Origin of the sequence: Comamonas sp. C11, from assembly GCF_024496285.1 — a bacterium.
In the GTDB taxonomy this organism is placed as follows: domain Bacteria; phylum Pseudomonadota; class Gammaproteobacteria; order Burkholderiales; family Burkholderiaceae_C; genus Comamonas; species Comamonas testosteroni_F.
Map to the genome: position 1 here is coordinate 5,233,901 of NZ_CP101743.1, position 22,927 is coordinate 5,256,827.

At 61.8% G+C, this 22,927-nt stretch carries 18 protein-coding genes; 11 read left to right on the top strand and 7 right to left on the bottom strand.

Translation table 11 applies throughout. The features are described from left to right. Window positions 1-17 precede the first annotated feature (17 nt). Window positions 18-1,226: an MFS transporter gene (locus NOX35_RS24160; protein ID WP_182284752.1), complete on the top strand. Its 1,209-nt coding sequence runs from the start codon at window positions 18-20 to the stop codon at window positions 1,224-1,226. Window positions 1,227-1,337: 111 nt separating this feature from the next. Here NOX35_RS24160 and htpG read toward each other — a convergent pair whose 3' ends face one another. From htpG to NOX35_RS24175, 3 genes are all read right to left on the bottom strand, one after another. Further along, window positions 1,338-3,287, bottom strand: a complete 1,950-nt coding sequence (gene htpG, locus NOX35_RS24165) for a molecular chaperone HtpG (RefSeq protein ID WP_182284753.1) — start codon at window positions 3,285-3,287, stop codon at window positions 1,338-1,340. A gap of 330 nt (window positions 3,288-3,617) precedes the next feature. Continuing rightward, window positions 3,618-5,624 carry a pseudouridine synthase gene (locus tag NOX35_RS24170; protein ID WP_256495014.1) on the bottom strand — a complete coding sequence of 669 codons (2,007 nt, stop codon included), beginning with the start codon at window positions 5,622-5,624 and terminating at the stop codon, window positions 3,618-3,620. 84 nt (window positions 5,625-5,708) lie between these two features. Beyond that, on the bottom strand, window positions 5,709-6,440 hold the full coding sequence (locus NOX35_RS24175) for a Crp/Fnr family transcriptional regulator (RefSeq protein ID WP_003068662.1): 732 nt from the start codon (window positions 6,438-6,440) through the stop codon (window positions 5,709-5,711). A 226-nt stretch (window positions 6,441-6,666) separates the two neighbouring features. On the opposite strand from NOX35_RS24175, the gene NOX35_RS24180 reads away from it, so the two are divergent. The 8 genes from NOX35_RS24180 (at window position 6,667) to NOX35_RS24215 (ending at window position 16,658) form a co-directional block, all read left to right on the top strand. Continuing rightward, complete coding sequence (locus NOX35_RS24180) at window positions 6,667-8,592, top strand: long-chain fatty acid--CoA ligase (protein ID WP_182284754.1); 1,926 nt, start codon at window positions 6,667-6,669, stop codon at window positions 8,590-8,592. 11 nt (window positions 8,593-8,603) lie between these two features. Continuing rightward, window positions 8,604-9,389, top strand: coding sequence for an ABC transporter ATP-binding protein (locus NOX35_RS24185; protein ID WP_003073630.1), 786 nt, complete (start codon window positions 8,604-8,606; stop codon window positions 9,387-9,389). 10 nt (window positions 9,390-9,399) lie between these two features. Continuing rightward, on the top strand, window positions 9,400-10,329 hold the full coding sequence (locus NOX35_RS24190; protein ID WP_063663698.1) for a branched-chain amino acid ABC transporter permease: 930 nt from the start codon (window positions 9,400-9,402) through the stop codon (window positions 10,327-10,329). A gap of 17 nt (window positions 10,330-10,346) precedes the next feature. Next, window positions 10,347-11,411: a branched-chain amino acid ABC transporter permease gene (locus NOX35_RS24195; protein WP_182284756.1), complete on the top strand. Its 1,065-nt coding sequence runs from the start codon at window positions 10,347-10,349 to the stop codon at window positions 11,409-11,411. A gap of 220 nt (window positions 11,412-11,631) precedes the next feature. Next, window positions 11,632-12,948 (top strand): ABC transporter substrate-binding protein, encoded by a 1,317-nt coding sequence (locus tag NOX35_RS24200; protein WP_182284757.1) that lies wholly within the window; start codon window positions 11,632-11,634, stop codon window positions 12,946-12,948. A gap of 199 nt (window positions 12,949-13,147) precedes the next feature. Beyond that, the gene (locus NOX35_RS24205; protein ID WP_003068648.1) at window positions 13,148-13,987 is read left to right on the top strand and encodes an ABC transporter ATP-binding protein; all 840 of its coding nucleotides are present in this window, start codon (window positions 13,148-13,150) and stop codon (window positions 13,985-13,987) included. Window positions 13,988-14,146: 159 nt separating this feature from the next. Continuing rightward, on the top strand, window positions 14,147-15,394 hold the full coding sequence (locus NOX35_RS24210) for a phenylacetate--CoA ligase family protein (protein ID WP_182284758.1): 1,248 nt from the start codon (window positions 14,147-14,149) through the stop codon (window positions 15,392-15,394). Between the two features lie 274 nt (window positions 15,395-15,668). After that, on the top strand, window positions 15,669-16,658 hold the full coding sequence (locus tag NOX35_RS24215; RefSeq protein ID WP_003068642.1) for a tripartite tricarboxylate transporter substrate-binding protein: 990 nt from the start codon (window positions 15,669-15,671) through the stop codon (window positions 16,656-16,658). 76 nt (window positions 16,659-16,734) lie between these two features. Here NOX35_RS24215 and NOX35_RS24220 read toward each other — a convergent pair whose 3' ends face one another. From NOX35_RS24220 to NOX35_RS24230, 3 genes are all read right to left on the bottom strand, one after another. Beyond that, on the bottom strand, window positions 16,735-17,052 hold the full coding sequence (locus tag NOX35_RS24220; protein WP_182284759.1) for a DUF1840 domain-containing protein: 318 nt from the start codon (window positions 17,050-17,052) through the stop codon (window positions 16,735-16,737). A gap of 12 nt (window positions 17,053-17,064) precedes the next feature. After that, window positions 17,065-18,336 carry a cyclopropane-fatty-acyl-phospholipid synthase family protein gene (locus NOX35_RS24225; RefSeq protein WP_182284760.1) on the bottom strand — a complete coding sequence of 424 codons (1,272 nt, stop codon included), beginning with the start codon at window positions 18,334-18,336 and terminating at the stop codon, window positions 17,065-17,067. 75 nt (window positions 18,337-18,411) lie between these two features. After that, a complete protein-coding gene (locus NOX35_RS24230; RefSeq protein ID WP_182284761.1) occupies window positions 18,412-19,029 on the bottom strand; it encodes a hypothetical protein in 618 nt (205 codons plus the stop codon). Window positions 19,030-19,071: 42 nt separating this feature from the next. Here NOX35_RS24230 and NOX35_RS24235 point away from each other — a divergent pair, with 42 nt between their 5' ends. Further along, window positions 19,072-20,253: an aminopeptidase gene (locus NOX35_RS24235; protein WP_256495018.1), complete on the top strand. Its 1,182-nt coding sequence runs from the start codon at window positions 19,072-19,074 to the stop codon at window positions 20,251-20,253. Window positions 20,254-20,356: 103 nt separating this feature from the next. After that, window positions 20,357-22,054: a phosphoethanolamine--lipid A transferase gene (locus NOX35_RS24240; protein WP_182284763.1), complete on the top strand. Its 1,698-nt coding sequence runs from the start codon at window positions 20,357-20,359 to the stop codon at window positions 22,052-22,054. Between the two features lie 98 nt (window positions 22,055-22,152). Here NOX35_RS24240 and NOX35_RS24245 read toward each other — a convergent pair whose 3' ends face one another. Further along, window positions 22,153-22,923 carry an ABC transporter permease gene (locus NOX35_RS24245; protein WP_003073654.1) on the bottom strand — a complete coding sequence of 257 codons (771 nt, stop codon included), beginning with the start codon at window positions 22,921-22,923 and terminating at the stop codon, window positions 22,153-22,155. Between the last annotated feature and the right edge of the window lie 4 nt (window positions 22,924-22,927).

Consider the following 22,927-nt stretch of genomic DNA (forward strand, 5'->3'; position numbering starts at 1 on the left):
TTGCATCTGAGCGCCTCATGAAAACCACAACACCAGCGGCCACCACAGTCCTCTCCAGAACCACCCTGCTGCTCATGGCCACGGCCTGCGGTCTGTGCGCGGGAGCCAATTATTTCAACCAGCCCTTGCTCAACTCCATGGTCCAGCATCTGCAGATCAGCGATGCCCAGGCCTCCAGCACCGTGACCATGGCCCAGGTCTCCTATGGCCTGGGGCTGCTGTTCCTCGTGCCGCTGGGCGATATGCTGGAGCGCCGCCGCCTGGTGCTGAGCCTGATGCTGCTGGCCGCCTGCGGCATGCTGCTGTCGGGCATCAGCGGCCTGGCCGGCAGCTTCGCGCTGCTCGCCGCCGGCACCCTGATGGCCGGCGTGTTCTCGGTGGCCGCCCAGGTGCTGGTACCCATGGCCGCCGCCTTTGCCGCCCCCGGCGCCAGCGGGCGTGCCGTCGGCCTGGTCATGAGCGGACTGCTGATCGGCATTCTGGCCTCGCGCAGCGTGGCGGGGATTCTGTCCGATCTGGGCGGCTGGAGCACCGTCTACTGGGTGGGGGCCATCAGCACCGCCTTCATGGCAGTGCTGCTGGCACGGGCCCTGCCCAAGGCGGCACCCGCCGCTCCCGTCAGCTATGGCGAAGTCATGAAGTCCCTGGGGGATTTGCTGCGCCGCCATCCGCGCCTGCGCAGCCGTGCGCTGATCGGCGGCACCGGCTTTGCCACCGTGAGCGTGCTGTTCTCCACCATGGCGCTGCTGCTGGCAGGGCCGGGCTTTGAACTCTCGGACCTGATGATCGGCCTGATAGGCATCGTGGGCATTGCCGGCGCGCTGATGGCCAATGTGGCCGGACGCATGGCCGACAAGGGACTGGAGCAGTCCGCCACACTGGCCGGCGCCATTCTGATGCTGCTGGGCTGGCTGTGCCTGTGGCTGGGCGGCAGCAGCATCTGGTGGTTTCTGCTGGGTCTGCTGGTGGTCGACGGCGCCCTGCAGGCCCTGCACATCAGCAACCAGAACGTGGTCTATGCATTGGCGCCCGAGGCCCGCTCGCGCATCAATGCCGTCTATATGACCACATACTTTCTCGGTGCCTCCCTCGGCTCGGCACTGGGCTCGTGGGCCTGGCTGACCTTTGGCTGGACCGGCACCAGCCTCATGGGCGGCCTGCTGGGCCTGCTCACCCTGGCCATGGTGCTCTGGGATCGCAGCCTGCTTGCACGTTCACGCAGCTAATCAATTTTGATAGCTGGTAGCTCCCTACCCATAAGCGATACAGCCATAAATCATAAAAATCCCCGCAGAGCCACCACTCTGCGGGGATTTTTATCGGGGTAACCGAACCGCTCAGGCCAGCAGCGCGTTCACACGCTTGACATAGGCGGCCGGATCTTCGGGCATGCCGCCTTCGGCCAGCACGGCCTGGTCGAACAGAATCTGGGCCAGATCGTTGAAGTGGACGGAGCCGTCCAGCTTCTTGACCAGGGCGTGATCGGGGTTCACTTCCAGCACCGGCTTGGACTCTGGCGCGGCCTGGCCGGCCTGCTTGAGCAGGCGGGCCAGTTGCAGGCTCATTCCGCCGTCGCTGACCACCAGGCAGGCTGGCGAGTCGACCAGGCGGCTGGTGGCGCGCACGTCTTCGGCACGGTCCTTGAGTGCTTCCTTGAGCTTGGCCAGCACGGGCTTGAAGGCTTCGGCGGCTTCCTCGGCGGCCTTCTTCTCTTCCTCGTTCTGCAGCTTGCCCAGATCCACGGCGCCCTTGGCCACGGACTGCAGCGGCGTGCCGTCAAAGTCGTGCAGATAGTTGAGCGCCCACTCGTCCACGCGATCGGTCATCAGCAGGACTTCGATGCCCTTCTTCTTGAACACTTCGAGCTGAGGGCTGTTCTTGGCCGCAGCCAGGGTGTCGGCCGTGATGTAGTAGATCGCGTCCTGACCTTCCTTCATGCGTGCCTTGTAGTCGGCAAACGAGGTGTTCAGGCCTTCATGCGTGGTGGTGGCGAAACGCAGCAGCTTGGCAATGCGCTCCTTGTTGCCGAAGTCTTCGCCCAGGCCTTCCTTGAGCACGGCGCCGAACTCGTTGTAGAACTGCGTGAACTTGCCTTCCTTGGCCTTGTCCTCTTCGCTGACGACATCCTGCACGCCATCCGCAGCATCAGCTGCGGCTTCATGCCTGTCGTGCCGCGCCAGGTCTTCCAGCATCGAGAGCACGCGCTTGGCCGAGCCGTCGCGGATCAGGCGTACATCGCGGCTTTCCTGCAGCAGCTCGCGGCTCACGTTCAGCGGCAGGTCGGCAGAGTCGATCACGCCCTTCACAAAGCGCAGGTATTGGGGCATCAGCGCCTCGGCATCGTCCATGATGAAGACGCGCTTCACATAGAGCTTGATGCCGGCGTGCTTGTCACGCTGGTACAGGTCGAACGGGGCCTTGGCCGGGATGTACAGCAGCTGCGTGTACTCGGTATTGCCTTCGACACGGTTGTGGCTCCAGGTCAGCGGGTCCTCGAAATCATGGCTGATGGCCTTGTAGAACTCCTTGTACTGCTCTTCCGTGATGTCCTTCTTGGCGCGGGTCCACAGGGCGCTGGCCTTGTTCACGGTTTCCCATTCGCCGGTCTTGACCATCTCGCCGGGCTGATCGTTCTCGCCGTCCTTCCACTCCTCCTTTTCCATCAGGATGGGCAGGCTGATGTGGTCGGAGTATTTGGAGATGACCTGCTTGAGCTTGTAGCCGTTGAGAAACTCCTGGGCGTCGTCGCGCAGGTGCAGGATGATGCTGGTGCCGCGCTGGGCGCGCTCGATCTGCTCGATCTCGAAGTCGCCCGTGCCGCCGCTGATCCAGCGCACGCCGGCCGATGCCGGCGCACCGGCACGGCGGGTTTCCACGGTGATCTTGTCGGCCACGATGAAGCCCGAGTAAAAGCCCACGCCAAACTGGCCGATCAGCTGCGAGTCGGCCTTCTGGTCGCCGCTGAGCTTTTCCATGAAAGCCTTGGTGCCGCTCTTGGCAATCGTGCCCAGATTGTCGATGGCCTCCTGCTCGCTCATGCCGATGCCGGTATCGGTGATGGTCAGCGTGCGGGCAGCCTTGTCAAAGGAAACGCGCACTTCCAGCTCGGGCTGATCGCCGTAGAGGCTGGCGTCCCCCAGCGCTTCAAAGCGCAGCTTGTCGCAAGCATCCGAAGCATTGGAGATCAGCTCGCGCAGGAAGATTTCCTGGTTGGAATACAGCGAATGCGTGACCAGGTGCAGCAACTGGGCCACTTCGGCCTGGAAGGAATGAGTTTGCTTTGTCATGTCTTTGTGAGCGAAAAACTGAAATCAAAAGCCGCCCGGAGATCCTCTCAAGGCGATTCGCAGTCATAGCTAGGGCCTGCCCCTGATATTTCAAGGGCTATTCGCGCAAGAAAAAAGCGCAAGCACTTATTCCAAAAGAATAGCTGCTTGCGCCTATCAATAAAGGGCCAGAGGCCAATTTCACTGAAAAACTGGCGCACCCCAAGCAAGAGACACCGAGGAAGGGCCTGGGCGGCCCCGCAGCCCCGCACCGAGGGTGTCGTCCCCCTCCCATAGCGCGCAGCGCGTAGAGAGAGAAGGGGGGAAGCCGCAAAGCGGCTCAGGGGGAGCTTAGAAACTCTCGTGTGGAGCCAGATAGCGCCATTGGCCGGTGGGCAGATTGCCCAGGGTCACCCCTCCGATGCGGATGCGCTTGAGGCCCACAACCTTGAGGCCGACCTGCTCGCACATGCGGCGAATCTGGCGCTTCTTGCCTTCGGTCAGCACAAAGCGCAGCTGCTCGGGGTTTTGCCAGTCCACCTGTGCGGGCTTGAGCGGCTGCTCGTCCAGCGACAGGCCGTGGCGCAGCAGGGCCAGCTTTTCCTCGGGGAAGACGGACTGAACATCCACGTCGCGGTCGCCGAAGGTCACGCGCACCAGGTATTCCTTGTCGACTTCCGAGTCCTCGCCAATGATCTGGCGCGCCACGCGGCCGTCCTGCGTCAGCACCAGCAGACCCACGGAGTCGATGTCCAGACGGCCGCAGGGAGCCAGGCCCTTGAGTTGGCTGAAGTTGAAGCGCGTCTTGCTGCGGTCTTCGTTCCAGCGGTTCTCGTTGGTGATCAGCACCACGGCAGGCTCATGTCCGTCCTCGGCCTGACCGCTGACATAGCCCATGGGCTTGTTCAGCAGGATGGTGACCTGCTGGTCCTGCCGCTCCTGAGCCTTCTGGTCGATCTCGATCCTGTCGCCGGGCACCACATTCTGGCCCATGGTCGCGACTTCGCCGTTGACCGTGACCCAGCCGTTTTCCACCCACTCGTCGGCCTCGCGGCGCGAGCACATGCCCATGTCGGCAATGCGCTTGTTGATGCGGATGGCTCCGGGACGATCGTCCTGGCGCGCTTCCACTTCGGGCGCACGCTTGACGGGAATTGCGCGATCCGAGCCATCGGCTGCGGGGCGATAGGTGCGAATACCGGTGGTGGGCCGGCGTGTGGCCTCCGACACAAACGAGCCGGGGATATGGCGCTTTTCAGGCTCGCCACCACGCTCGTCGCGGCGTTCGCCACGGCGCTCGTCGTTGCGGCGGTCGTTACCGCGGCGGTCGTCACCGCGACGGGCATCCCCGCGACGGTCGTCACGATCAAAGGAACGGCCTTCGGGACGGTCACCGTAGCCACGGTTCTGTGGACGATCACCAAAGTCGCGGCCTTGCGGGCGATCGCCACCACGGCGCTCGCCATCACGGGGCTGGTATTCGCGGCGGCCACCTTGAGAGCGGTCTGGGCGACCAAAACCACGGTTTTGCGGACGGTCACCAAAGTCACGACCCTGAGGACGCTCATCGCGGCGACCTTCAAAGCGATCACCGCCACGACGTTCGCCGTCGCGTGGACGGAATTCACGGCGCTCGGCACCTTCGGAGCGCTCAAAACGGCCCTGTTCAGGACGGCCAAAACCGGACGAACGTGGACGGTCGCCAAAGTCACGACCGACTTGCGGACGGTCATCACGGCGGTCGTCACGGGGACGAAATTCACGACGCTCTCCGCCTTCGGAGCGCTCAGAGCGGCCCTGGTCGGGACGGCCAAAACCGGACGAACGTGGACGCTCACCAAAGTCACGGCCGCCTTGAGGGCGGTCATCACGGCGGTCGTCACGGGGACGAAACTCGCGGCGCTCGCCGCCACGCTCGCCACCGCGATCACCATCACGCGACTCGCCATAGGGGCGGAAACCGCGGTCACCGCCGCCAAAGCGGCGCTCGCCGCCTTCGGCAAAGCGGTCATCGCGATCGGCGCGGGGACGGCGCTCGTCGCGCTGCGAGAAGCCGCCTCGACGCTCATCGTCGTCACGAGCAGGACGGCCGCCGTCCGGGCGACCAAAGCCGGAAGTGCGGGGGCGCTCGTCGCGCTCACGCTGAGGGCGGGCGCCACGTTCGCCACGCGGGCCTTCACCGCGCGGGCCGCGATCGGTACCGCCAGCGGGCCTGGAGCCACGGGCTGCCGCAGGCTTTTCGGCCTTGGCTGGCTTGGCCGGTGCACGCAAAACAGGGCGCGCCGACGAGGAATCCGAGGGCGCAGAGGAATTGCCAGCACCAGGGGCGCCGGACTCTTTAGGAGGTTTGACTGACATTTGGACGTAATTGTCTCGCGACGCGCGGGCGCGAGGCGAGAGTTATCCACAATTCCAGCGCGGAGCTAGGTTATAGGACGTCCCTCAGGCAAGCGCCTTGCGAGACGCACAGAACTCACCATGCCGCAGCGCTTCCAGGTCCAGTACGCGCAGGCCGCCATACTCGATCTGTATCACGCGCTCGCGCTGCAGCACGGACAAGGCCTCGTTCACACGCTGACGTGACAGGCCGACCAGATTGGCCAGCTCCTGCTGGGTGATGCGCAGAATCTGCCCCACGCCGGGATAGAGCAAGGGGTTGAACAAGGCAGCCAGAGTGCGCGCCACGCGCAGATCGGGGTTGCTCATGCGGTCGATCTCGCGCGCCGCGATGAACTGGCCCAGGCGCTCGTTGAGCTGGTTCATCACAAAACGATTGAAGCCTATGGAGTGATCAAGCAGCCAGTGGAACATGTCTATGGGCAGGCCTCCCACAACAGTCTTGCGGATGGCCTGCACGTTGTAGCGATAGGGCTCGCGCTTGATGACCGTTCCCTCGCCAAACCAGCCACCGGGAGGCAGACCGGCCAGCGTCATGCTGACTCCGTCGGCGCTTTCGGTGTTCATCTTGAGCAGGCCGTCGACCACGCCAAACCAGTAGGTAGGCGGGCGACCGGTGCGGCAGACATAGTCGCCCGGCTCGGCATCGCCGACAAGCAGCACGCGTGCCACATTTTCACGCTCTATGGGCAACAGAACAGGCCACCAGGGAATGCCATCGAGTTCTGAGCTCAAAGGCTTGCGCCGCCTTTGATGCAGGGACAGTTCTTGACTCATGCCCAGAAGCATTGCCAAAGCCGCGCTGGCGCAACAGCGGGATTTCCACGAGGCAGTAAATGCGCCATTTTCAGCAGCATTTGTTACAGCGGATTTTCACTATGCAGGCTTTCCCTCAAATTGTCGTCAAACAGACATCCTGACGTCAAAGTCGCTCATAGCATGTCTGCAAGACTTTCGTGAAGGGTAGCCGCGGCGGCTCCAACCCCAACCAAGAGGATCAGGCATGACAACCACGTTCCCGCAATTGCTGCTCAAGCACGCGACAGAACGCCCCGATGCGCCCGCCCTGCGCGAGAAAGAGTATGGCATCTGGCAAACCTGGAGCTGGCGCGAAGCCGCACAAACCGTACGCCACATGGCCTGCGGCCTGCGCGCGCTGGGGCTTGAAAGTGGCCAGAATCTGGCGTTCATCAGCGATAACCGGCCCCATGTCTACATGGGCTTTCTGGCCGTTCAGGCCTGTGGCGCAGTGCCCATTCCGCTGTACCAGGATGCCGTGGCCGCCGAGATGCGCTTTGTGATGGAGGACGCTGAGATCGCGTTTGCCTTCGCCGAGAACCAGGAACAGGTGGACAAGCTGCTGGAAGTTCGCGAGAGCGTTCCCGGCATTCGTCACATCATCTATGACGATCCGCGCGGCCTGCGCAAATATGATCAACCCGGACTCATCAGCACCGAGGAGCTGCTGGCCAAGGGCAAGGAATGGGATGCACAGCACGCGGGAGCCTATGAGGCCATGGTCCAGGCCGTCTCGCCAGGCGACGTCTCGGTCATCCTCTACACCTCGGGCACCACAGGCAAGCCCAAGGGGGTGTGCCAGACCCACGCCAGCTTTGGCGAATCTGCCCGCGGCGGCGTGCAGACCGATGGCCTCAATGCCTCGGACAATGTGATCTGCTATCTGCCGCCGGCCTGGGTGGGAGACCATCTGTTCTCGTTTGCGCAATGGCTGGTGGCGGGCTTCACCATCAACTGCCCGGAATCCGCCTCGACCATCGCCATCGACCTGCGCGAGATCGGCCCCAGCTACTACTTTGCTCCGCCGCGCATATTCGAGGGCATGCTGACCTCGGTTTCCATTCGCATGGAAGATGCCTCGCCGCTCAAGCAGTGGATGTATGCCAAGGCCATGGAGGTGGCACGTCGCGTAGGCTCGGACATCCTGGACGGCAAGAACGTCAGTGCCATGGATCGCCTCAAATACCAGTTGGGCAGCTTGTTCATCTACGGGCCGCTGCGCAATGCTCTGGGCCTTTCGCGCATCCGCGTGGCCTATACGGCAGGCGCTGCCATCGGCCCCGAGCTGTTTCGCTTCTTCCGCTCCATCGGCATCAACCTCAAGCAGCTCTACGGTCAAACCGAAACCTGTGCCTATGTCTGCCTGCAGCGCGACCGCCAGGTGGAGCTCTCCAGCGTGGGCCAGGCCGCACCGGGCATCGAGCTCAAGATTGCCGACAACGGCGAGGTGCTGGTCAAGGGTGTGTCCGTGCTCAAGGAGTACTACAAGCGCCCCGACGCCACGGCCGAGGTGATCGACGCCAGCGGCTATTTCCATACCGGCGATGCCGGCGTGATCGATGCCAACGGCCAGTTGCGCATCATCGACCGCGCCAAGGATGTGGGCAAGACCAGCCGCGGCGCCATGTTCGCGCCCAACTACATTGAGAACAAGCTCAAGTTCTTCCCGCATATCAAGGAAGCCGTGTGCTTCGGTCATGGCAAGGACGAGGTCTGCGCCTTCATCAATATCGACTACGAGGCCGTGGGCAACTGGGCCGAGCGCCAGGGCCTGCCCTACGGCGGCTATGTGGACCTGGCCAGCAAGGCCAAGGTGCTGGAGCTGGTGGCCGACTGCATAGACAAGGTCAACGCCGACCTGGCCAGCGAGCCCGGCATGGCCGACACCCAGGTGGCGCGCTTTCTGGTACTGCACAAGGAGCTGGACCCCGATGACGACGAGCTGACCCGCACCCGCAAGGTGCGCCGCAACTTCATCGCCGACAAGTACGGCGTGCTGGTGGAGGCGCTCTACACCGGCAAGCAGCAGCAGTTCATCGAGACTCTGGTGAAGTTCGAGGACGGCCGCACGGGCAGCGTCAGCGCCACGCTGACCATCGTCGAAGCCAAGCTCCACCCGGCTGCCGCCTGAGAGGAATTTTCATGAATACAAGAACCAGCGGCGACGTGATCCTGGACATCAAGAACATCAGTCTGCGTTTCGGCGGCGTCAAAGCCTTGACCGATATCTCGTTCAATGTCAAAGAGCACGAGATTCGCTCCATCATCGGCCCCAACGGCGCCGGCAAGAGCTCCATGCTCAACTGCATCAACGGCGTCTACACGCCGTCCGAAGGCTCCATCACCTTTCGCGGCCAGACCTTCAGTCATATGAACAGCCGCCAGGTGGCCGAGATGGGTGTCGCACGCACCTTCCAGAACCTGGCGCTGTTCAAGGGCATGAGCGTGATCGACAACATCATGACCGGCCGCAACCTCAAGATCAGGAGCAACATCCTGATGCAGGCCCTGCGCATCGGCCCTGCACAACGCGAGGAAATGCAGCACCGCGAGTTCGTCGAGCACATCATCGACTTTCTCGAAATCCAGGCCTATCGCAAGACTCCCGTGGGCCAGCTTCCCTATGGCCTGCAAAAGCGCGTGGATCTGGGCCGTGCCTTGGCCATGGAGCCTCAGGTTCTGCTGCTGGACGAGCCCATGGCCGGCATGAACGTGGAAGAGAAGCAGGACATGTGCCGCTTCATCCTTGACGTGAACGAAGAGTTCGGCACCACCATCGTGCTCATCGAACACGATATGGGCGTGGTCATGGACATTTCGGACCGTGTCGTGGTGCTGGACTATGGCAAGAAGATCGGCGACGGCGCTCCCGATGAAGTACGCAACAACGAAGACGTGATCCGAGCCTACCTGGGCGCAGGCCACTGAAGGAGCAGTCATGGGATTTTTCTTAGAGACATTGTTCGGCGGCCTCATGGTGGGCACGCTGTACGCACTGATCGCCATCGGCTTTGTGCTGATCTTCAAGGCCTCGGGCGTCTTCAACTTTGCGCAAGGCGCCATGGTGCTGTTTTCGGCCCTGGCCATGGCGCGCTTCTCGCAGTGGATTCCCGGCTGGCTGGGCCTGGAGCCGGGGCTGCTCGGCAATCTGCTGGCCATCGTCGTCACCCTGGCTCTGATGGTGGGCGTGGCCTGGGTGATCGAGCGTCTGGCCCTGCGCCATCTGGTCAACCAGGAGCCCATCACCTTGCTGATGGCCACGCTGGGCATTGCCTATTTGCTCGATGGCCTCGGCCCCATGGTCTTTGGCAGCGAGGTCTACAAGATTGATGTCGGCATGCCCAAGGACCCGGTCTTCATCATGGACAGCCTGTTTCAGGGCGGCGTGATGATCAGCCTGGAAGACCTGTATGCGGCCTGCATTGCAGCCATCCTGGTGATCTGCCTGAGCCTTTTCTTTCAGAAGACCAAGACCGGACGCGCGCTGCGCGCCGTGGCCGACGACCACCAGGCCGCTCAGTCCATCGGCATTCCGCTGTCGCGCATCTGGGTCATCGTCTGGTCGGTGGCCGGCGGCGTGGCTCTGGTGGTCGGCATCATCTGGGGCAGCAAGCTGGGCGTTCAGTATTCGCTGTCGCTGGTGGCTCTGAAAGCCCTGCCCGTGGTGATTCTGGGCGGCCTGACATCACTGCCCGGCGCCATCATCGGCGGCCTGATCATCGGCGTGGGAGAGAAGCTCTCCGAGGTCTACATCGGCCCCATGGTGGGAGGCGGCATCGAGACCTGGTTTGCCTATGGTCTGGCCCTTTGCTTTTTGCTGGTACGGCCCCAAGGTCTGTTCGGCGACAAGATCATTGACCGCGTCTGAACGGGGAGAACAAGAATATGTTTTATCGTGAAAACGGCCAGTTCAAGACCAGCTACGCGGCAGATCAGCAGATCTTCGGCGTCGCCCAGGACCGCTGGGTCATCCTGCTGGTGCTGGCCTTCGCCTTCCTGGCCATCCCCTTCATTGCCAGCGACTACACCTTCCAGGCGATTCTGATTCCCTTTGTCATCATGTCGCTGGCGGCGCTGGGACTCAACATCCTCGTCGGCTACTGCGGCCAGATTTCGCTGGGTACCGCCGCCTTCATGGCCGTGGGTGCCTATGCGGCCTACAACCTGCAGGCCCGCATTGAAGGCATGCCTTTGCTGTTAGCACTTCTCGGCGGTGGCGTGGTGGCCATGGCGTTCGGCGTGGTGTTCGGCCTGCCCAGCCTGCGCATTCGCGGCCTGTATCTGGCCGTGGCCACGCTGGCCGCCCAGTTCTTTGTGGACTGGCTGGCGACCCGCGCGGCCTGGGTGACAAACAACTCCTCGTCCGGCTCCGTCAGCGCCAAGCCCCTGGCCATTCTGGGCTGGGCCATCGATACGCCCATGGAGAAATACCTGCTCTGCCTGGCAATCCTGTGCCTGCTCGGTCTGGCCGCCAAGAATCTGGTGCGCAGTTCGGTAGGTCGTGAATGGATGGCCATGCGCGACATGGACGTGGCCGCTGCCGTGATCGGCATCCGCCCCACCTACGCCAAGCTATCGGCCTTTGCCGTGAGCAGCTTTATCGTCGGCGTGGCCGGTGCGCTCTGGGGCTTTGTCCACCTTGGTGCCTGGGAACCCGCTGCCTTCAGCCTGGATCGTTCGCTGCAGCTGCTGTTCATGATCATCATCGGCGGCCTGGGCTCTGTGGTGGGCAGCATCTTCGGCGCCGCCTTCTTCGTGCTGCTGCCCCTGCTGCTCAACCAGGTGCCCCACTGGCTGGGTCTGCCGCTGTCCACGGCCACGGCAACCTATCTCGAGCACATGATTTTTGGTGCGCTCATCGTGTTCTTCCTGATTGTGGAACCCCACGGATTGGCCAAGCTCTGGGCCACGGCCCGTCAGAAGCTGCGTGTCTGGCCATTCCCGCATTGATATGAAACACCTCCTGAGTCGCTACGCGCCTTCCTCCTCTCTCGCTTCGCGGGAGGAGGAAGACATCCTCGCGGCGGGACGGCCCTTGCTCGATGTCTCTGAGATGGCTGTTGCCAAATCCAAAGACAGTTTCCAATGCCTGAGCCCTAGCTCTTATTAATCAAGACACCACAGAGTGCCTGTCCGGGACCCCGTCCCATACAACCCAAGGAGACAGTTGATGATGTTCAAGAAGATTGCGATTGCCGCCGCCACCGTGGCAGCCGGCATGGGTGGTTTGATGGCCTCGCCTGCGGCTCAGGCCCAGGAGCAGTTCGTGCCTCTGCTGGTGTATCGCACGGGCCAGTTCGCGCCCCTGGGTATTCCATGGGCGGACGGCAAGCAGGATTACCTCAAGCTGGTCAATGCCAAGGGTGGCGTCAACGGTGTGAAGATCAAATTCGAGGAATGCGAAACCGCCTATGACACGGCCAAGGGCGTGGAATGCTACGAGCGCCTCAAGAACAAGGACGGCGGCGCCTCCGGCTTTGACACTCAGTCCACGGGCATCACCTTTGCCGTGACCGACAAGGCTCCTGGCGACAAGGTGCCGGTAGTCACCCCAGGCTATGGTCTGTCCCAGTCCGTGGACGGCAAGGTCTTCGAGTGGAACTTCCCGCTGCTGGGCAACTACTGGACGGCCGCCGACTCCATCGTGCAGGACATTCTGAAGAAGGAAAAAGGCAACCTCAAGGGCAAGAAGATCGCATTGGTCTATCACGACTCGCCTTATGGCAAGGAGCCGATTCCGCTGCTGGAAAAGCGCGCCGCCAAGGATGGCTTTGAGCTGATCAAGCTGCCCGTGACTGCCCCCGGCGTGGAGCAAAAATCCACCTGGCTGCAGATTCGTCAGAACCGCCCCGACTATGTGCTGCTGTGGTCGGCCGGCGTGATGACGCCTACGGCCGTGCGTGAGGCGCAGGCCACGGGCTACCCGCGCGAGAAGATGTATGCCGTCTGGTGGGGCGGCTCCGACCATGACGTCAAGGACATCGGTGCCGGCGCCAAGGGCTACAACACAGTGACCATCCACAACACGGCCGAGAGCGACAAGGTGCATGGCGACATCAAGTCCATGCTCTACGACAAGGGTCAGGGCACGGCCAAGGACGCCAAGGAACTGGGCCAGCTGGCACATACCCGCGGCATGGTGATCTCCATGCTGCAGGTAGAGGCCATCCGCACCGCTCAGGAAAAGTTCGGCAAGGGCAAGGTCATGACACCCGAGCAGGTGCGCTGGGGCCTGGAGAACCTGAACATGACGCAGGAACGCCTGAACGAGCTGGGCTTCGGCAAGATCATCCGCCCCTTCAAGACCAGCTGCGACAACCACCTGGGCGCCGACTGGGCCCGTATTGCGACCTGGGACGGCGCCAAGTTCAAGGTGACTTCCGACTGGTACCAGGCCGACAAGTCCATGGTCGATCCGCTCTACAAGGAGTTCGCGGACAAGTACGCCAAGGAAAAGAACATCAAGGTAAGGACCTGCACCCCCTGAGGCGCTTGGCGCCTTCCCCCTCACTGGCGCCAAGCGCCTGAGGGGGACGACATCCTCGCTGCGGCGCGGCCAGCCCAGGTCCTTGCTTGATGTCTCTGACCAAGGCTCACTTCGTCGCAACCGGGTTTATAAAAATCAGCCTCAAGCGCTTATCCATGAAGTGCAGACAGCTATCTATTTTGAGTTACCAGGTGACCGCATGACCGATATCGCGCACACAGTTTCCACTTCCGCCCAGACCGCACCGCTGGTGGAAGTCAATGGCATCGAGGTCATCTACAACCATGTGATCCTGGTGCTCAAGGGCGTTTCGCTACAAGTACCCCACCAGAGCATCGTGGCCCTGCTGGGCGGCAATGGCGCGGGCAAGACCACAACGCTGCGCGCCATCTCCAATCTGCTCAAGGGCGAGCGCGGTGAAGTCACCAAGGGCGGCATCACGCTGGAGGGAGAGCAGATCGCCAACCTCTCGCCGGCCGACCTGGTCAAGCGCGGTGTGGTGCAGGTCATGGAAGGCCGGCACTGCTTTGCCCACCTGAGCATTGAAGAAAACCTGCTGACGGGCAGCTACACCCGCACGGACAAGGGCGAGATTGCCGCCAATCTCGAGAAGGTCTACAACTACTTCCCGCGCCTCAAGACCCGACGCACCAGCCAGGCCGCCTATACCTCGGGCGGCGAGCAGCAAATGTGCGCCATCGGCCGCGCACTGATGAGCAACCCGCGCATGGTGCTGCTAGACGAGCCCTCCATGGGCCTGGCACCGCAGATCGTGGACGAAGTGTTCCACATCGTCAAAGACCTCAACAGCAAGGAAAAAGTCACTTTCCTGCTGGCCGAGCAGAACACCAACATGGCGCTCAAATACGCCGACTACGGCTACATCATGGAAAGCGGGCGCATCGTCATGGACGGCTCCGCCAAGGATCTGGCCAGCAACGAGGACGTCAAGGAGTTCTACCTGGGCGTGGGCGGCGGCGAGCGCAAGAGCTTCAAGGACGTCAAGAGCTACAAGCGAAGGAAAAGATGGTTGGCTTGATGGCGGCCCCCTGAGGCGCTTCGCGCCTTCCCCCGAAGGGGACGACCGCCTCGCTGCGTGGCGGCGCTTGCTCGCTGTCTCTGGCTTGGTGCGCGCCAGTTTTTAGCTTGCGCCCATTGACTTCCGTTTTGCTTGCAGATTTTCTCTACAGGATTTGCCATGAGTGATTTCTACGATGCCCTGGAAACCCGCAGCCCCGAACAGCGCGAAGCCGACTGCATGGCCAGCCTGCCGCTGCAGATTGCCCATGCACAGCAGCGCTCCAGCGCTTTTGCCGAAATTCTCAAAGGTGTGGATGCATCCCGTATCACCAGTCGCGCAGCGCTGGCCACCTTGCCTGTGACGCGCAAGAGCGAGCTGCTGGAGCGCCAGGCCGCACAGCGTCCGCAGCAGATTTTTGGCGGATTCAATGCCATAGGCCTGGGGCATGACATGCCCAGGCTGTTTTCCAGCCCCGGTCCCATCTACGAACCCGAAAGCCGCCGCCCCGACTACTGGCGCATGGCCCGCTCCATGTACGCCGCAGGCTTCAGGACTGGCGAGCTGGTGCACAACTGCTTCAGCTATCACTTCGTGCCTGCTGGTTCGATGATGGAAACCGGTGCCCAGGCCCTGGGCTGCACGGTGTTCGCGGGCGGCACGGGCCAGACCGAGCAGCAGGTGCAGGCCATGGCCGATCTGCGGCCCGCAGCCTATGTGGGTACGCCCAGTTTTCTGAAAATCATTGTGGAAAAGGCCCTGGAGATGGGAGTGAAGCTGCCCAGCCTGACCAAGGCCATGGTCAGCGGCGAAGCCTTCCCTCCCTCGCTCAGCCAATGGATGCGCGAGCATGGCATAGATGCCTACCAGAGCTATGGCACGGCCGATCTGGGCCTGATTGCCTATGAGACCAGCGCCCGTGAAGGTCTGGTGCTGGACGAGGGCGTGATCGTGGAGATCGTGCGCCCCGGAACCGGCGACCCTGTGGCGGAGGGCGAGGTGGGCGAGCTGGTCATCACCACGCTCAACCCCGACTATCCGCTGATCCGCTTTGGCACGGGTGACCTCTCGGCCTATCTTCCGGGAACCTGCCCCACGGGTCGCACCAATGCCCGCATCAAGGGCTGGATGGGCCGTGCCGACCAGACCACCAAGGTGCGCGGCATGTTCGTGCATGCCAAACAGGTGGCCGAGGTCGTCAAGCGCTTTCCGCAGATCGTCAGGGCCAGGCTGGTGGTGACGGGTGAGATGGCCAACGACCAGATGCAGTTGCTGGTTGAAACCACGGAAACCGCACCGGGCTTTGCCCTGCAGGTGATCGACGCCTTGCGCGAAGTCACCAAGCTGCGCGGCGAAGTGCAGATGGTGTCTCCCGGCAGCCTGCCCAATGACGGCAAGGTGATCGAAGACGCGCGCTCCTATCAGTGAAGCTCTGGAGAGCTACCGGCATTCGGCTGGCTCTGCGGCCTAAAGGTTTTGCACTGGGACTTGAGCTTGGCCAAGCCCCTGCGCATGTGTCGCCAATACGCGACAGGCAATCGGTTTGCTTTAACGCAAACGCAATGTGATCGCCCGCTCCATCAAGGGATAACACTTAGAAAATAACAAAAACCCCACAGATTAGCGCTACCTAGAATCCGGCTTTACGTCACGACAAGCCAACCGTCTTGGTCTGCTTGCACATTATTTTTAGGGAGACACTATGAAAACTATTTTCAAGATCGCCACCATCGCTCTGGCCGCCACCGCCGCCATCAGCAGCCATGCCGACAGCTACCCTGCCGCTGGCAAGACGATCACGATCATCGTGCCTTTCACGGCAGGCGGCCCCACCGACAAGGTGGCACGCGACCTGGCCGAATCCATGCGCAAGCAGCTGAACAACGCCACCATCGTCATCGACAACGCAGACGGTGCCGGCAGCACGATTGGCACGGCCAAGGCAGCACGCGCACGCAATGACGGCTACACGCTGCTGCTGACGCATATCGGCATGTCCACCATCCCGACGCTGTACCGCAAGCTGTCCTTCAACGTGCTCAACGACTTCGAGTACGCCGGCATCATCAACGATGTGCCCATGACACTGATCGGCCGCCCCACCCTGCCCGCCAAGAACTTCGCCGAAGTCAAGGACTGGGTCAGCAAGAACCAGGGCAAGGTGAATCTGGCCAACGCCGGCGTAGGCTCGGCCTCGCACCTGTGCGGCCTGATGTTCCAGGCCTCGCTGCAGCAGGACATGACGCCGGTGCCCTACAAGGGTGCGGCTCCTGCGATTGCCGACCTGATGGGCAACCAGGTGGACCTGCTGTGCGACCAGACCACCAACACCACTTCGCAGATTGCCGCCAAGAAGGTTCAGGCCTATGCCGTGACCACTGCCAAGCCGCTGACCACGCCTGCACTCAAGGACCTGCCCACACTGCAGTCCCTGGGCCTGAAGGACTTCAACGTGACTATCTGGCACGGTCTGTACGCCCCCAAGGGCACGCCTGCCGATGTGGTGCAAAAGATCAACGAAGCCATGAAGGCTTCGCTCAAGGACCCCGAGTTCATCAAGCGCCAGGAAGCCCTGGGTGCCGTGATTGCCACCGACGACCGCACCAACCCTGCGGGCCACAAGAAGTTTGTGGAAGCCGAAATCGCCAAGTGGGGCAAGGTCATCAAGGCCGCCGGCATCTACGCCGACTGAGAACGCACGATCCGTTCAACGCAAAAAGCCTGCATCTGCAGGCTTTTTTGTTGGGGCGGCCAGAAGGCGACTGGACTTACCAGGTCACTTCCTTGCCATCGGCGGCGCTGCGCCTGAGCATGTCGACAAAAGGCACGATGCGCTGGCCCAGGGCCACGCCATCCTGATTTGCAGGCACGGCATCCTCCTGCGCTTCGTCTTGCGGCTGCGCACGTCTGGCCGCATCTTCGGCGGCGGCAGCCTCCAGCGCGACGATGGCGGCCGGAATCTGCTCCACGGTGATGATTCCATGCACCTCATCGGGCGACTTGCCGATGATTTCCAGCAGCTTGCGGCCGTTGGCGTCCAGCATGATGAGGTCTGCCGTGGCACGCGATTTGAATTTGTAGGGCATGGAGCGGTTCCTTCAACGGTAGATGTATTCGCGGTTGAAAGGATAGCCGCTCTGCGCACCCGCCATCGCACCGCTGCGCAGATCGCCATCGGGTTTGCTGCACAGCATCTGATGCAACGCAATCCAACCATGCTCGAAGCCCATGGCCGAGCCCGCCAGATAAAGACGATAGGCACGCAAAGCCTTGGCGGCTTTTTCCTCGTCATACTGGGCTTGCAAGATGATTTGAGCTTCGCCCAGCCTGGCCTCCAACCCATCCGACCAGGCCCAAAGCGTGCGCGCGTAATGCGGGCGCAAGTTCTCGGTATCCACCATTTCCAGTCCGCTGGCCGCCAGATCATGCAGCACGCGGCTGACATGCATGAGTTCGCCCCCGGGAAAGATGTAGCGGTTGATGAACTCGCCCATACCGGCACCCAGCTCCACATTGCTGACACCGCCCGCCGTGATGCCATGGACCAATGCAAGACCGCCAGGCTTGAGCATGGAATAAATGGTTTCGAAGTATCCCTGCAGATTGGCGCTGCCCACGTGCTCGAACATGCCGACCGAGCCGATCTTGTCGAACGGCTCCACATCACCCATTTGCCGGTAGTCGCGCAACTCGACCCGGACCTTGCCCTGCAGGCCCTTCTCGGCGATCAGGTGCTGCACATGCTCGAACTGGTTGCGCGACAGCGTGATGCCATGGGCTTGCACGCCGTAATGCTCGGCCGCCCAGAAGATCAACCCGCCCCAACCGGAACCGATATCCCAGAAGCGCTCGCCAGGCTGGAGCTTGAGCTTTTTGCAGATGTGATCGAGCTTGGCCTCCTGCGCCTGGGCCAGGCTCATGCCCTGCTCCTTGTAGTACGCGCAGGAATAGACGCGGCGCGGATCCAGCCACAGCGCGTAGAAGTCATCGGAAAGATCGTAATGAAACTGAATCTGCTCGGCATCACGCGTCAGCGTGTGCATGGCCAGCGATCTGGCCTTTGAAACCGTCTGCCCCAACCACGAGGGTGTATGGCTGACCGGGTCGCCGCGCAGCAGCCCGGCAGCAGCAGCCATGATGTCGCGGGAACTGCCCTTGACCTCCACCCAGCCTTCGACGATGGCCGAGCCGATCGAGCCGATCTGGCCGTCCAGCAGCGCCGCAACAGCCTTGGGGGAGCGAAAAATGAGTTGAACCGCACTGCGTTCAGACCCGATGCGCTCGCCCGATGGAAGTTCTACCGATGCCGTCACAGGAAGTCTTGCTAGCAGCGGCTCCAATGTGCTCAACAGGTTTTTCATGAAAACCATTGTTCACATCGACTATGGCAGGGTCAAGACGGGAAACTTCTCCAAACCCAGAACGGCCTTGGGTCCGAAAAGACCTCAGCTACTGGCCTTCACCAGTTTTTCATAGGCTTTGAGAGTGCCGGGGGCTATAGACTGCAGCACTTGCTCATAGGCCGTCTTGTGACGCGCCAGCAAGCGCATGGAGGCAACGGTGCGGCTGCGGCAGAACCAGTGGCAGGTGTGTTGCATCAGCATAAGCTCGGCTGTCATGGTGAAAGCTCGGCGCTTGCGCTCTTCCTCGTCAGTCGCATCCCCCACACGGGCAGCCGCCAGTGCCTGGGCATGAAGCTTCATGGTCTCGCGCACATCCATGGTGGCCGACGGCAAAACCCGAGCCATATAGGGCAACGCCAGCGGCAGGGTGCTTGCACGCGTCTGCTCGGCCGGCAAGGTGGCGAATTCATCCGCAAAACGCTGAAACTGGCTCACCAGACTGCTCTCGGTATTGGCCAGCACGGGCCAGATCTGTTCACGCCTTTGCGCATCCTTCTCGCCGATGACACGCAAATATCCCTCCATCAGATTGGCCATGAGCTTCTCGATCTGAAAGCGTGCCAGATGCTGCGCCAGAAGCTGGGTGTGCTGACGCTGCTCCTGCTTCTTGAGCACGTAGAGCACGGTGGTGACAATGATGGCGAGCGTTAGAAAATCCATGAAGCGAAACCAGACAGGCGGACAAGCGCAATGAGAAAAAGGATGAGTGTAGTCAGCCTGAGGGCTTTGCTGGGAATTAGTGCCGCAATTGCAGGCCTGACGGGCTGCAGCAGCGCCGGCTATTACTGGCAGGGTTTCAAGGGACAGATGCAGATTCTTCAGGCCGCACGGCCTATTGATGAATGGCTCGCCGGGGAAAGTACCTCCGCAGGACTGCGTCAGCGCCTGCAGACCGCGCAACAGATGCGCCGCTTCGCCAGCCGGGAGCTGGCTCTGCCCGACAACGCCAGCTACACCCGCTACGCTCAGCTGCAGCGCCCGTTTGCGGTCTGGAACGTGGTGGCGGCCCCGGCCTACAGCCTGGAGATGCACCAATGGTGCTTTCCCGTCACCGGCTGCATTGCCTACCGAGGCTACTTCAGCAAGAGCGACGCACAGGCGCAGGCACTAACGCTTCAGTCCCAGGGTTTGGAAACCAGCGTCTATGGCGTGCCTGCCTACTCCACGCTAGGCTATCTGAACTGGCTGGGCGGCGATCCCTTGCTCAGCACCTTCACCTCCTGGCAGGAGGGCGACTTTGCCGGCCTGCTGTTCCACGAACTGGCCCACCAGTTGCTGTATGTGAAGAATGACACGGCCTTCAACGAATCCTTTGCCACCACGGTGGAACGCATGGCCACCCCCTTGTGGCTGCACAGCCATGCCAGCGCCGCCACGCAACAACGCTGGCAACAGAGCCTGCAGCGGCGAGAGCTATGGCAGCAGCTGACGCGCGAGACCCGTCAGCGCCTGCAACAGATTTATGAGCAGAAAAATACTGAAGCCTTTGATGCCAAAGTGCTGGAAGCCATCAAAAGCAAAGTATTTGACGAATTCCGTGCCACTTATGCGCAGCTCAGGGCGCAATGGATTACCACTGACGAGCCCCTGCTGACCAGCCTCGCCCTGCGCGAGCAGTATTACCGGCGCCTGGCCCAGACCGATGAATGGGTGGCCCAGGCCAACAACGCCAGTTTTGGAGCCCTGGCCGCCTATGACGACTGGGTGCCGGCCATGACTCGCTGGTGGCAGCAACTGCGCGGCGAAGGCCCGGCCACTCCCGAGACCTGGCGCGGCTTCTATGCCCAGATGCGCGAGCTGGCAGCCTTGCCTGCTGAAGAGCGCAAGCTGCGGCTATGTGCCCAATGGGGAGAAGCTGCAAAAACAGCGACTCAGTGCCAATAAATACCTCAAATTGGCATAAAACAATTTTTTACAAGGGTTAACCATGTAGGAGGCTTCAGCGGTTTTTAAGAAAGTCCCGCCAGACTTCTCCGATACCTATTTTTTGCCGTCTGCTGTGGCCACCAAAGACTCCGTTTCTGCCCCATTTTTCAAGGGGCTTTTTCAACCTCGCACGCCTCAGTTCATCGCTCTGGCCCTGGCCATCTGGCTGACACTGACGGCCAACTGGGCCCTATGGCTGCGCCTGCCTTCCCTGGATGGCTATCACGGCAGTCTGGCCCTGCTGGCCCTGCGGGTTGTGCCGCTGGTGCTGGGCGCCAGCCTTCTGCTGACCTCTTTGTTTGCCTGGCCGCGCTTTACCAAGCCGCTCTGGGTTGCGCTGCTGCTGGTGGCGGCCAGTTCCCAGTACTTCATGGTCAGCTACGGCACCGTGATGGACAAGGGCATGATTCACAACATCCTGCAGACCGATGCCCGCGAAAGCTCGGACTTGTTCAACATCAAGCTGCTGGCCGAGGTGTTGATCATCGCCATACTGCCAGCCATCTGGCTGTGGAAAACCCCGCTCAAACGCGCCAACAGCGTCTGGCGCAATATGCTGCGTACCGCCTTGCTGCTGCTGGGCGGCATTGCCCTGATAGCCGCATCGCTGGCCGTTTCGTACCGCGATCTGGCCCCCGTGGTGCGCAACAATCTTTGGCTGCGCTACATGATCAACCCGATCAACCCCGTGCTCTCGGCCGCATCCGTGGCGCTGGACCCCATACTCAACAAGCCCAAGCCCTTTGTCAGCATCACGGGTGGCGCAGCTCTGGGTGCCAGCTATGCCGCAGTCCAGAAACCGCCGCTGCTGGTACTGGTGGTTGGCGAGACGGCACGCTCAAAGAACTTCAGCCTCAACGGTTATGAGCGCGATACCAACCCCGAGCTGGCCAAGCGCGATGTGCTGAGCTGGCGTAACGCCCGCTCCTGCGGCACCAGCACCCGCGAATCGGTGCCCTGCATGTTCTCCAACCTGGGCCGCGAAGGCTTTTACGCCTCCAAGGTCGAGCATGACAACCTGCTCGACGTACTGCAGGCCGCCGGACTGGCCGTGCTTTGGGTGGACAACCAGGCAGGCTGCAAAGGCGTGTGCAAGCGCATCCCCATGGCCGATACCGCCGACAGCGTGAATACGCCGGCCGGCAAGGCGCTGTGCGCCCAGGATGGCGAATGCCTGGATGCCCTGCTGCTCAGCGGCCTGGACGAGCGCATCGCCAAGCTGGACCCCGCACGCCGCGCAAAGGGCCTGGTACTGGTCATGCACCAGATGGGCAGTCACGGCCCCGAGTATTTCAAGCGCTCCACTGCAGATCTCAAGGCTTTCAAGCCCGAGTGCGCCACCAATGCCCTGTCCAGTTGCTCGCAACAAAGCGTGGTCAATGTCTACGACAACTCCATTCGCTATACCGACCACTTCCTGGCCCAGACCATAGACTGGCTCAAGACCCAGCAAAACCAGTTTGAAACCGGCATGTTCTACATGTCCGACCATGGCGAATCGCTGGGCGAGCTCGGTGTCTATCTGCACGGCATGCCTTACGCCATGGCGCCCGACGATCAGAAACATGTGCCCATGATTGCCTGGCTGGGAACGCTGGGGGCTCGCACCGGCTTGAATCAGGCCTGCCTGAGCAAGACGCTGGATCAGCCGCTCTCGCACGACAACCTGTTCCATACGGTAATGGGTTTGATGGATGTCACCTCGCCAACCTACAAGCAGCCTCTGGATGCATTTGCCAGCTGCCGCACGGCCAGCTAGGCATTGACTGCGAAGCACAAAAAGGCCAGCCGGATCGATGATCCGGCTGGCCTTTTTCGTTCTCAGGAGCAGCGTTGACAGCGCTCAGAAACAATGCCTCACTCGCCCTGGGAGCCGCGACGCGCCCAGCCCGTGGTGTGCTTTTCCAGCAGATTGAACAGTTCGTACATCACCATGGCCATGGCCCCCACCACGATCAGCCCCGCAAAGGCCAGACCCATCTGCATGGAAGAGCCGGCGGAGACCAGCAGATAGCCGATACCCTCGTTGGCAGCCGTCATCTCGCTGACCGTGGTGCCGACGAAGGCCAGCGTGATTGCGACCTTGAGCGAGCCGTAGAAATACGGCAGGGAACGCGGCAGGCCGACCTTGATCAGCACGTCCCAGCGCTTGGCCCCCAGCACGCGCAGCACATCCTCCAGCTCGGGCTCCAGCGTGGCCAGACCCGTGGCGATATTGACCATGATGGGGAAAAAGCTGATCAGAAAGGCCGTGAGAATGGCCGGGCCCGCGCCGATGCCGAACCAGACCACCAGAATCGGCACGAACGCTGCCTTGGGCAGGGCGTTGAAGGCCGTCATCAGCGGATAGAACGCCGCATAGGCCAGGCGCGAGGAGCCGATCAGAAACCCCAGCAGCACGCCCACCACGATCGCCAGTGCAAAGCCCGCCATCGTCACCCAATAGGTGCGCCAGGCATGCATGGCAATCGTGCCCGCAAACTCATAGAGCTGATGGCCTATGGCCCAGGGGCTGGGGAAGATGAATTCCGAAACGCCGAAACCCGAACAGATGATCTGCCAGAGCAGGACGATCAGCAGCAACAGCAGCCAGGGTGCCCAGCGCTCGGCGGTTTTTTGATGTTTCATGATG

What these genes read in the sequence shown, in the direction of transcription:
- NOX35_RS24160 (WP_182284752.1), top strand. Translation starts at nt 18, where the DNA reads ATGAAAACCACAACACCAGCGGCCACCACAGTCCTCTCCAGAACCACC.
- NOX35_RS24180 (WP_182284754.1), top strand. Translation starts at nt 6,667, where the DNA reads ATGACAACCACGTTCCCGCAATTGCTGCTCAAGCACGCGACAGAACGC.
- NOX35_RS24245 (WP_003073654.1), bottom strand. Translation starts at nt 22,923, where the DNA reads ATGAAACATCAAAAAACCGCCGAGCGCTGGGCACCCTGGCTGCTGTTG.
- htpG (WP_182284753.1), bottom strand. Translation starts at nt 3,287, where the DNA reads ATGACAAAGCAAACTCATTCCTTCCAGGCCGAAGTGGCCCAGTTGCTG.
- NOX35_RS24235 (WP_256495018.1), top strand. Translation starts at nt 19,072, where the DNA reads ATGAGTGTAGTCAGCCTGAGGGCTTTGCTGGGAATTAGTGCCGCAATT.
- NOX35_RS24225 (WP_182284760.1), bottom strand. Translation starts at nt 18,336, where the DNA reads ATGGTTTTCATGAAAAACCTGTTGAGCACATTGGAGCCGCTGCTAGCA.
- NOX35_RS24215 (WP_003068642.1), top strand. Translation starts at nt 15,669, where the DNA reads ATGAAAACTATTTTCAAGATCGCCACCATCGCTCTGGCCGCCACCGCC.
- NOX35_RS24200 (WP_182284757.1), top strand. Translation starts at nt 11,632, where the DNA reads ATGATGTTCAAGAAGATTGCGATTGCCGCCGCCACCGTGGCAGCCGGC.
- NOX35_RS24220 (WP_182284759.1), bottom strand. Translation starts at nt 17,052, where the DNA reads ATGCCCTACAAATTCAAATCGCGTGCCACGGCAGACCTCATCATGCTG.
- NOX35_RS24175 (WP_003068662.1), bottom strand. Translation starts at nt 6,440, where the DNA reads ATGAGTCAAGAACTGTCCCTGCATCAAAGGCGGCGCAAGCCTTTGAGC.
- NOX35_RS24170 (WP_256495014.1), bottom strand. Translation starts at nt 5,624, where the DNA reads ATGTCAGTCAAACCTCCTAAAGAGTCCGGCGCCCCTGGTGCTGGCAAT.
- NOX35_RS24205 (WP_003068648.1), top strand. Translation starts at nt 13,148, where the DNA reads ATGACCGATATCGCGCACACAGTTTCCACTTCCGCCCAGACCGCACCG.
- NOX35_RS24185 (WP_003073630.1), top strand. Translation starts at nt 8,604, where the DNA reads ATGAATACAAGAACCAGCGGCGACGTGATCCTGGACATCAAGAACATC.
- NOX35_RS24195 (WP_182284756.1), top strand. Translation starts at nt 10,347, where the DNA reads ATGTTTTATCGTGAAAACGGCCAGTTCAAGACCAGCTACGCGGCAGAT.
- NOX35_RS24230 (WP_182284761.1), bottom strand. Translation starts at nt 19,029, where the DNA reads ATGGATTTTCTAACGCTCGCCATCATTGTCACCACCGTGCTCTACGTG.
- NOX35_RS24210 (WP_182284758.1), top strand. Translation starts at nt 14,147, where the DNA reads ATGAGTGATTTCTACGATGCCCTGGAAACCCGCAGCCCCGAACAGCGC.
- NOX35_RS24190 (WP_063663698.1), top strand. Translation starts at nt 9,400, where the DNA reads ATGGGATTTTTCTTAGAGACATTGTTCGGCGGCCTCATGGTGGGCACG.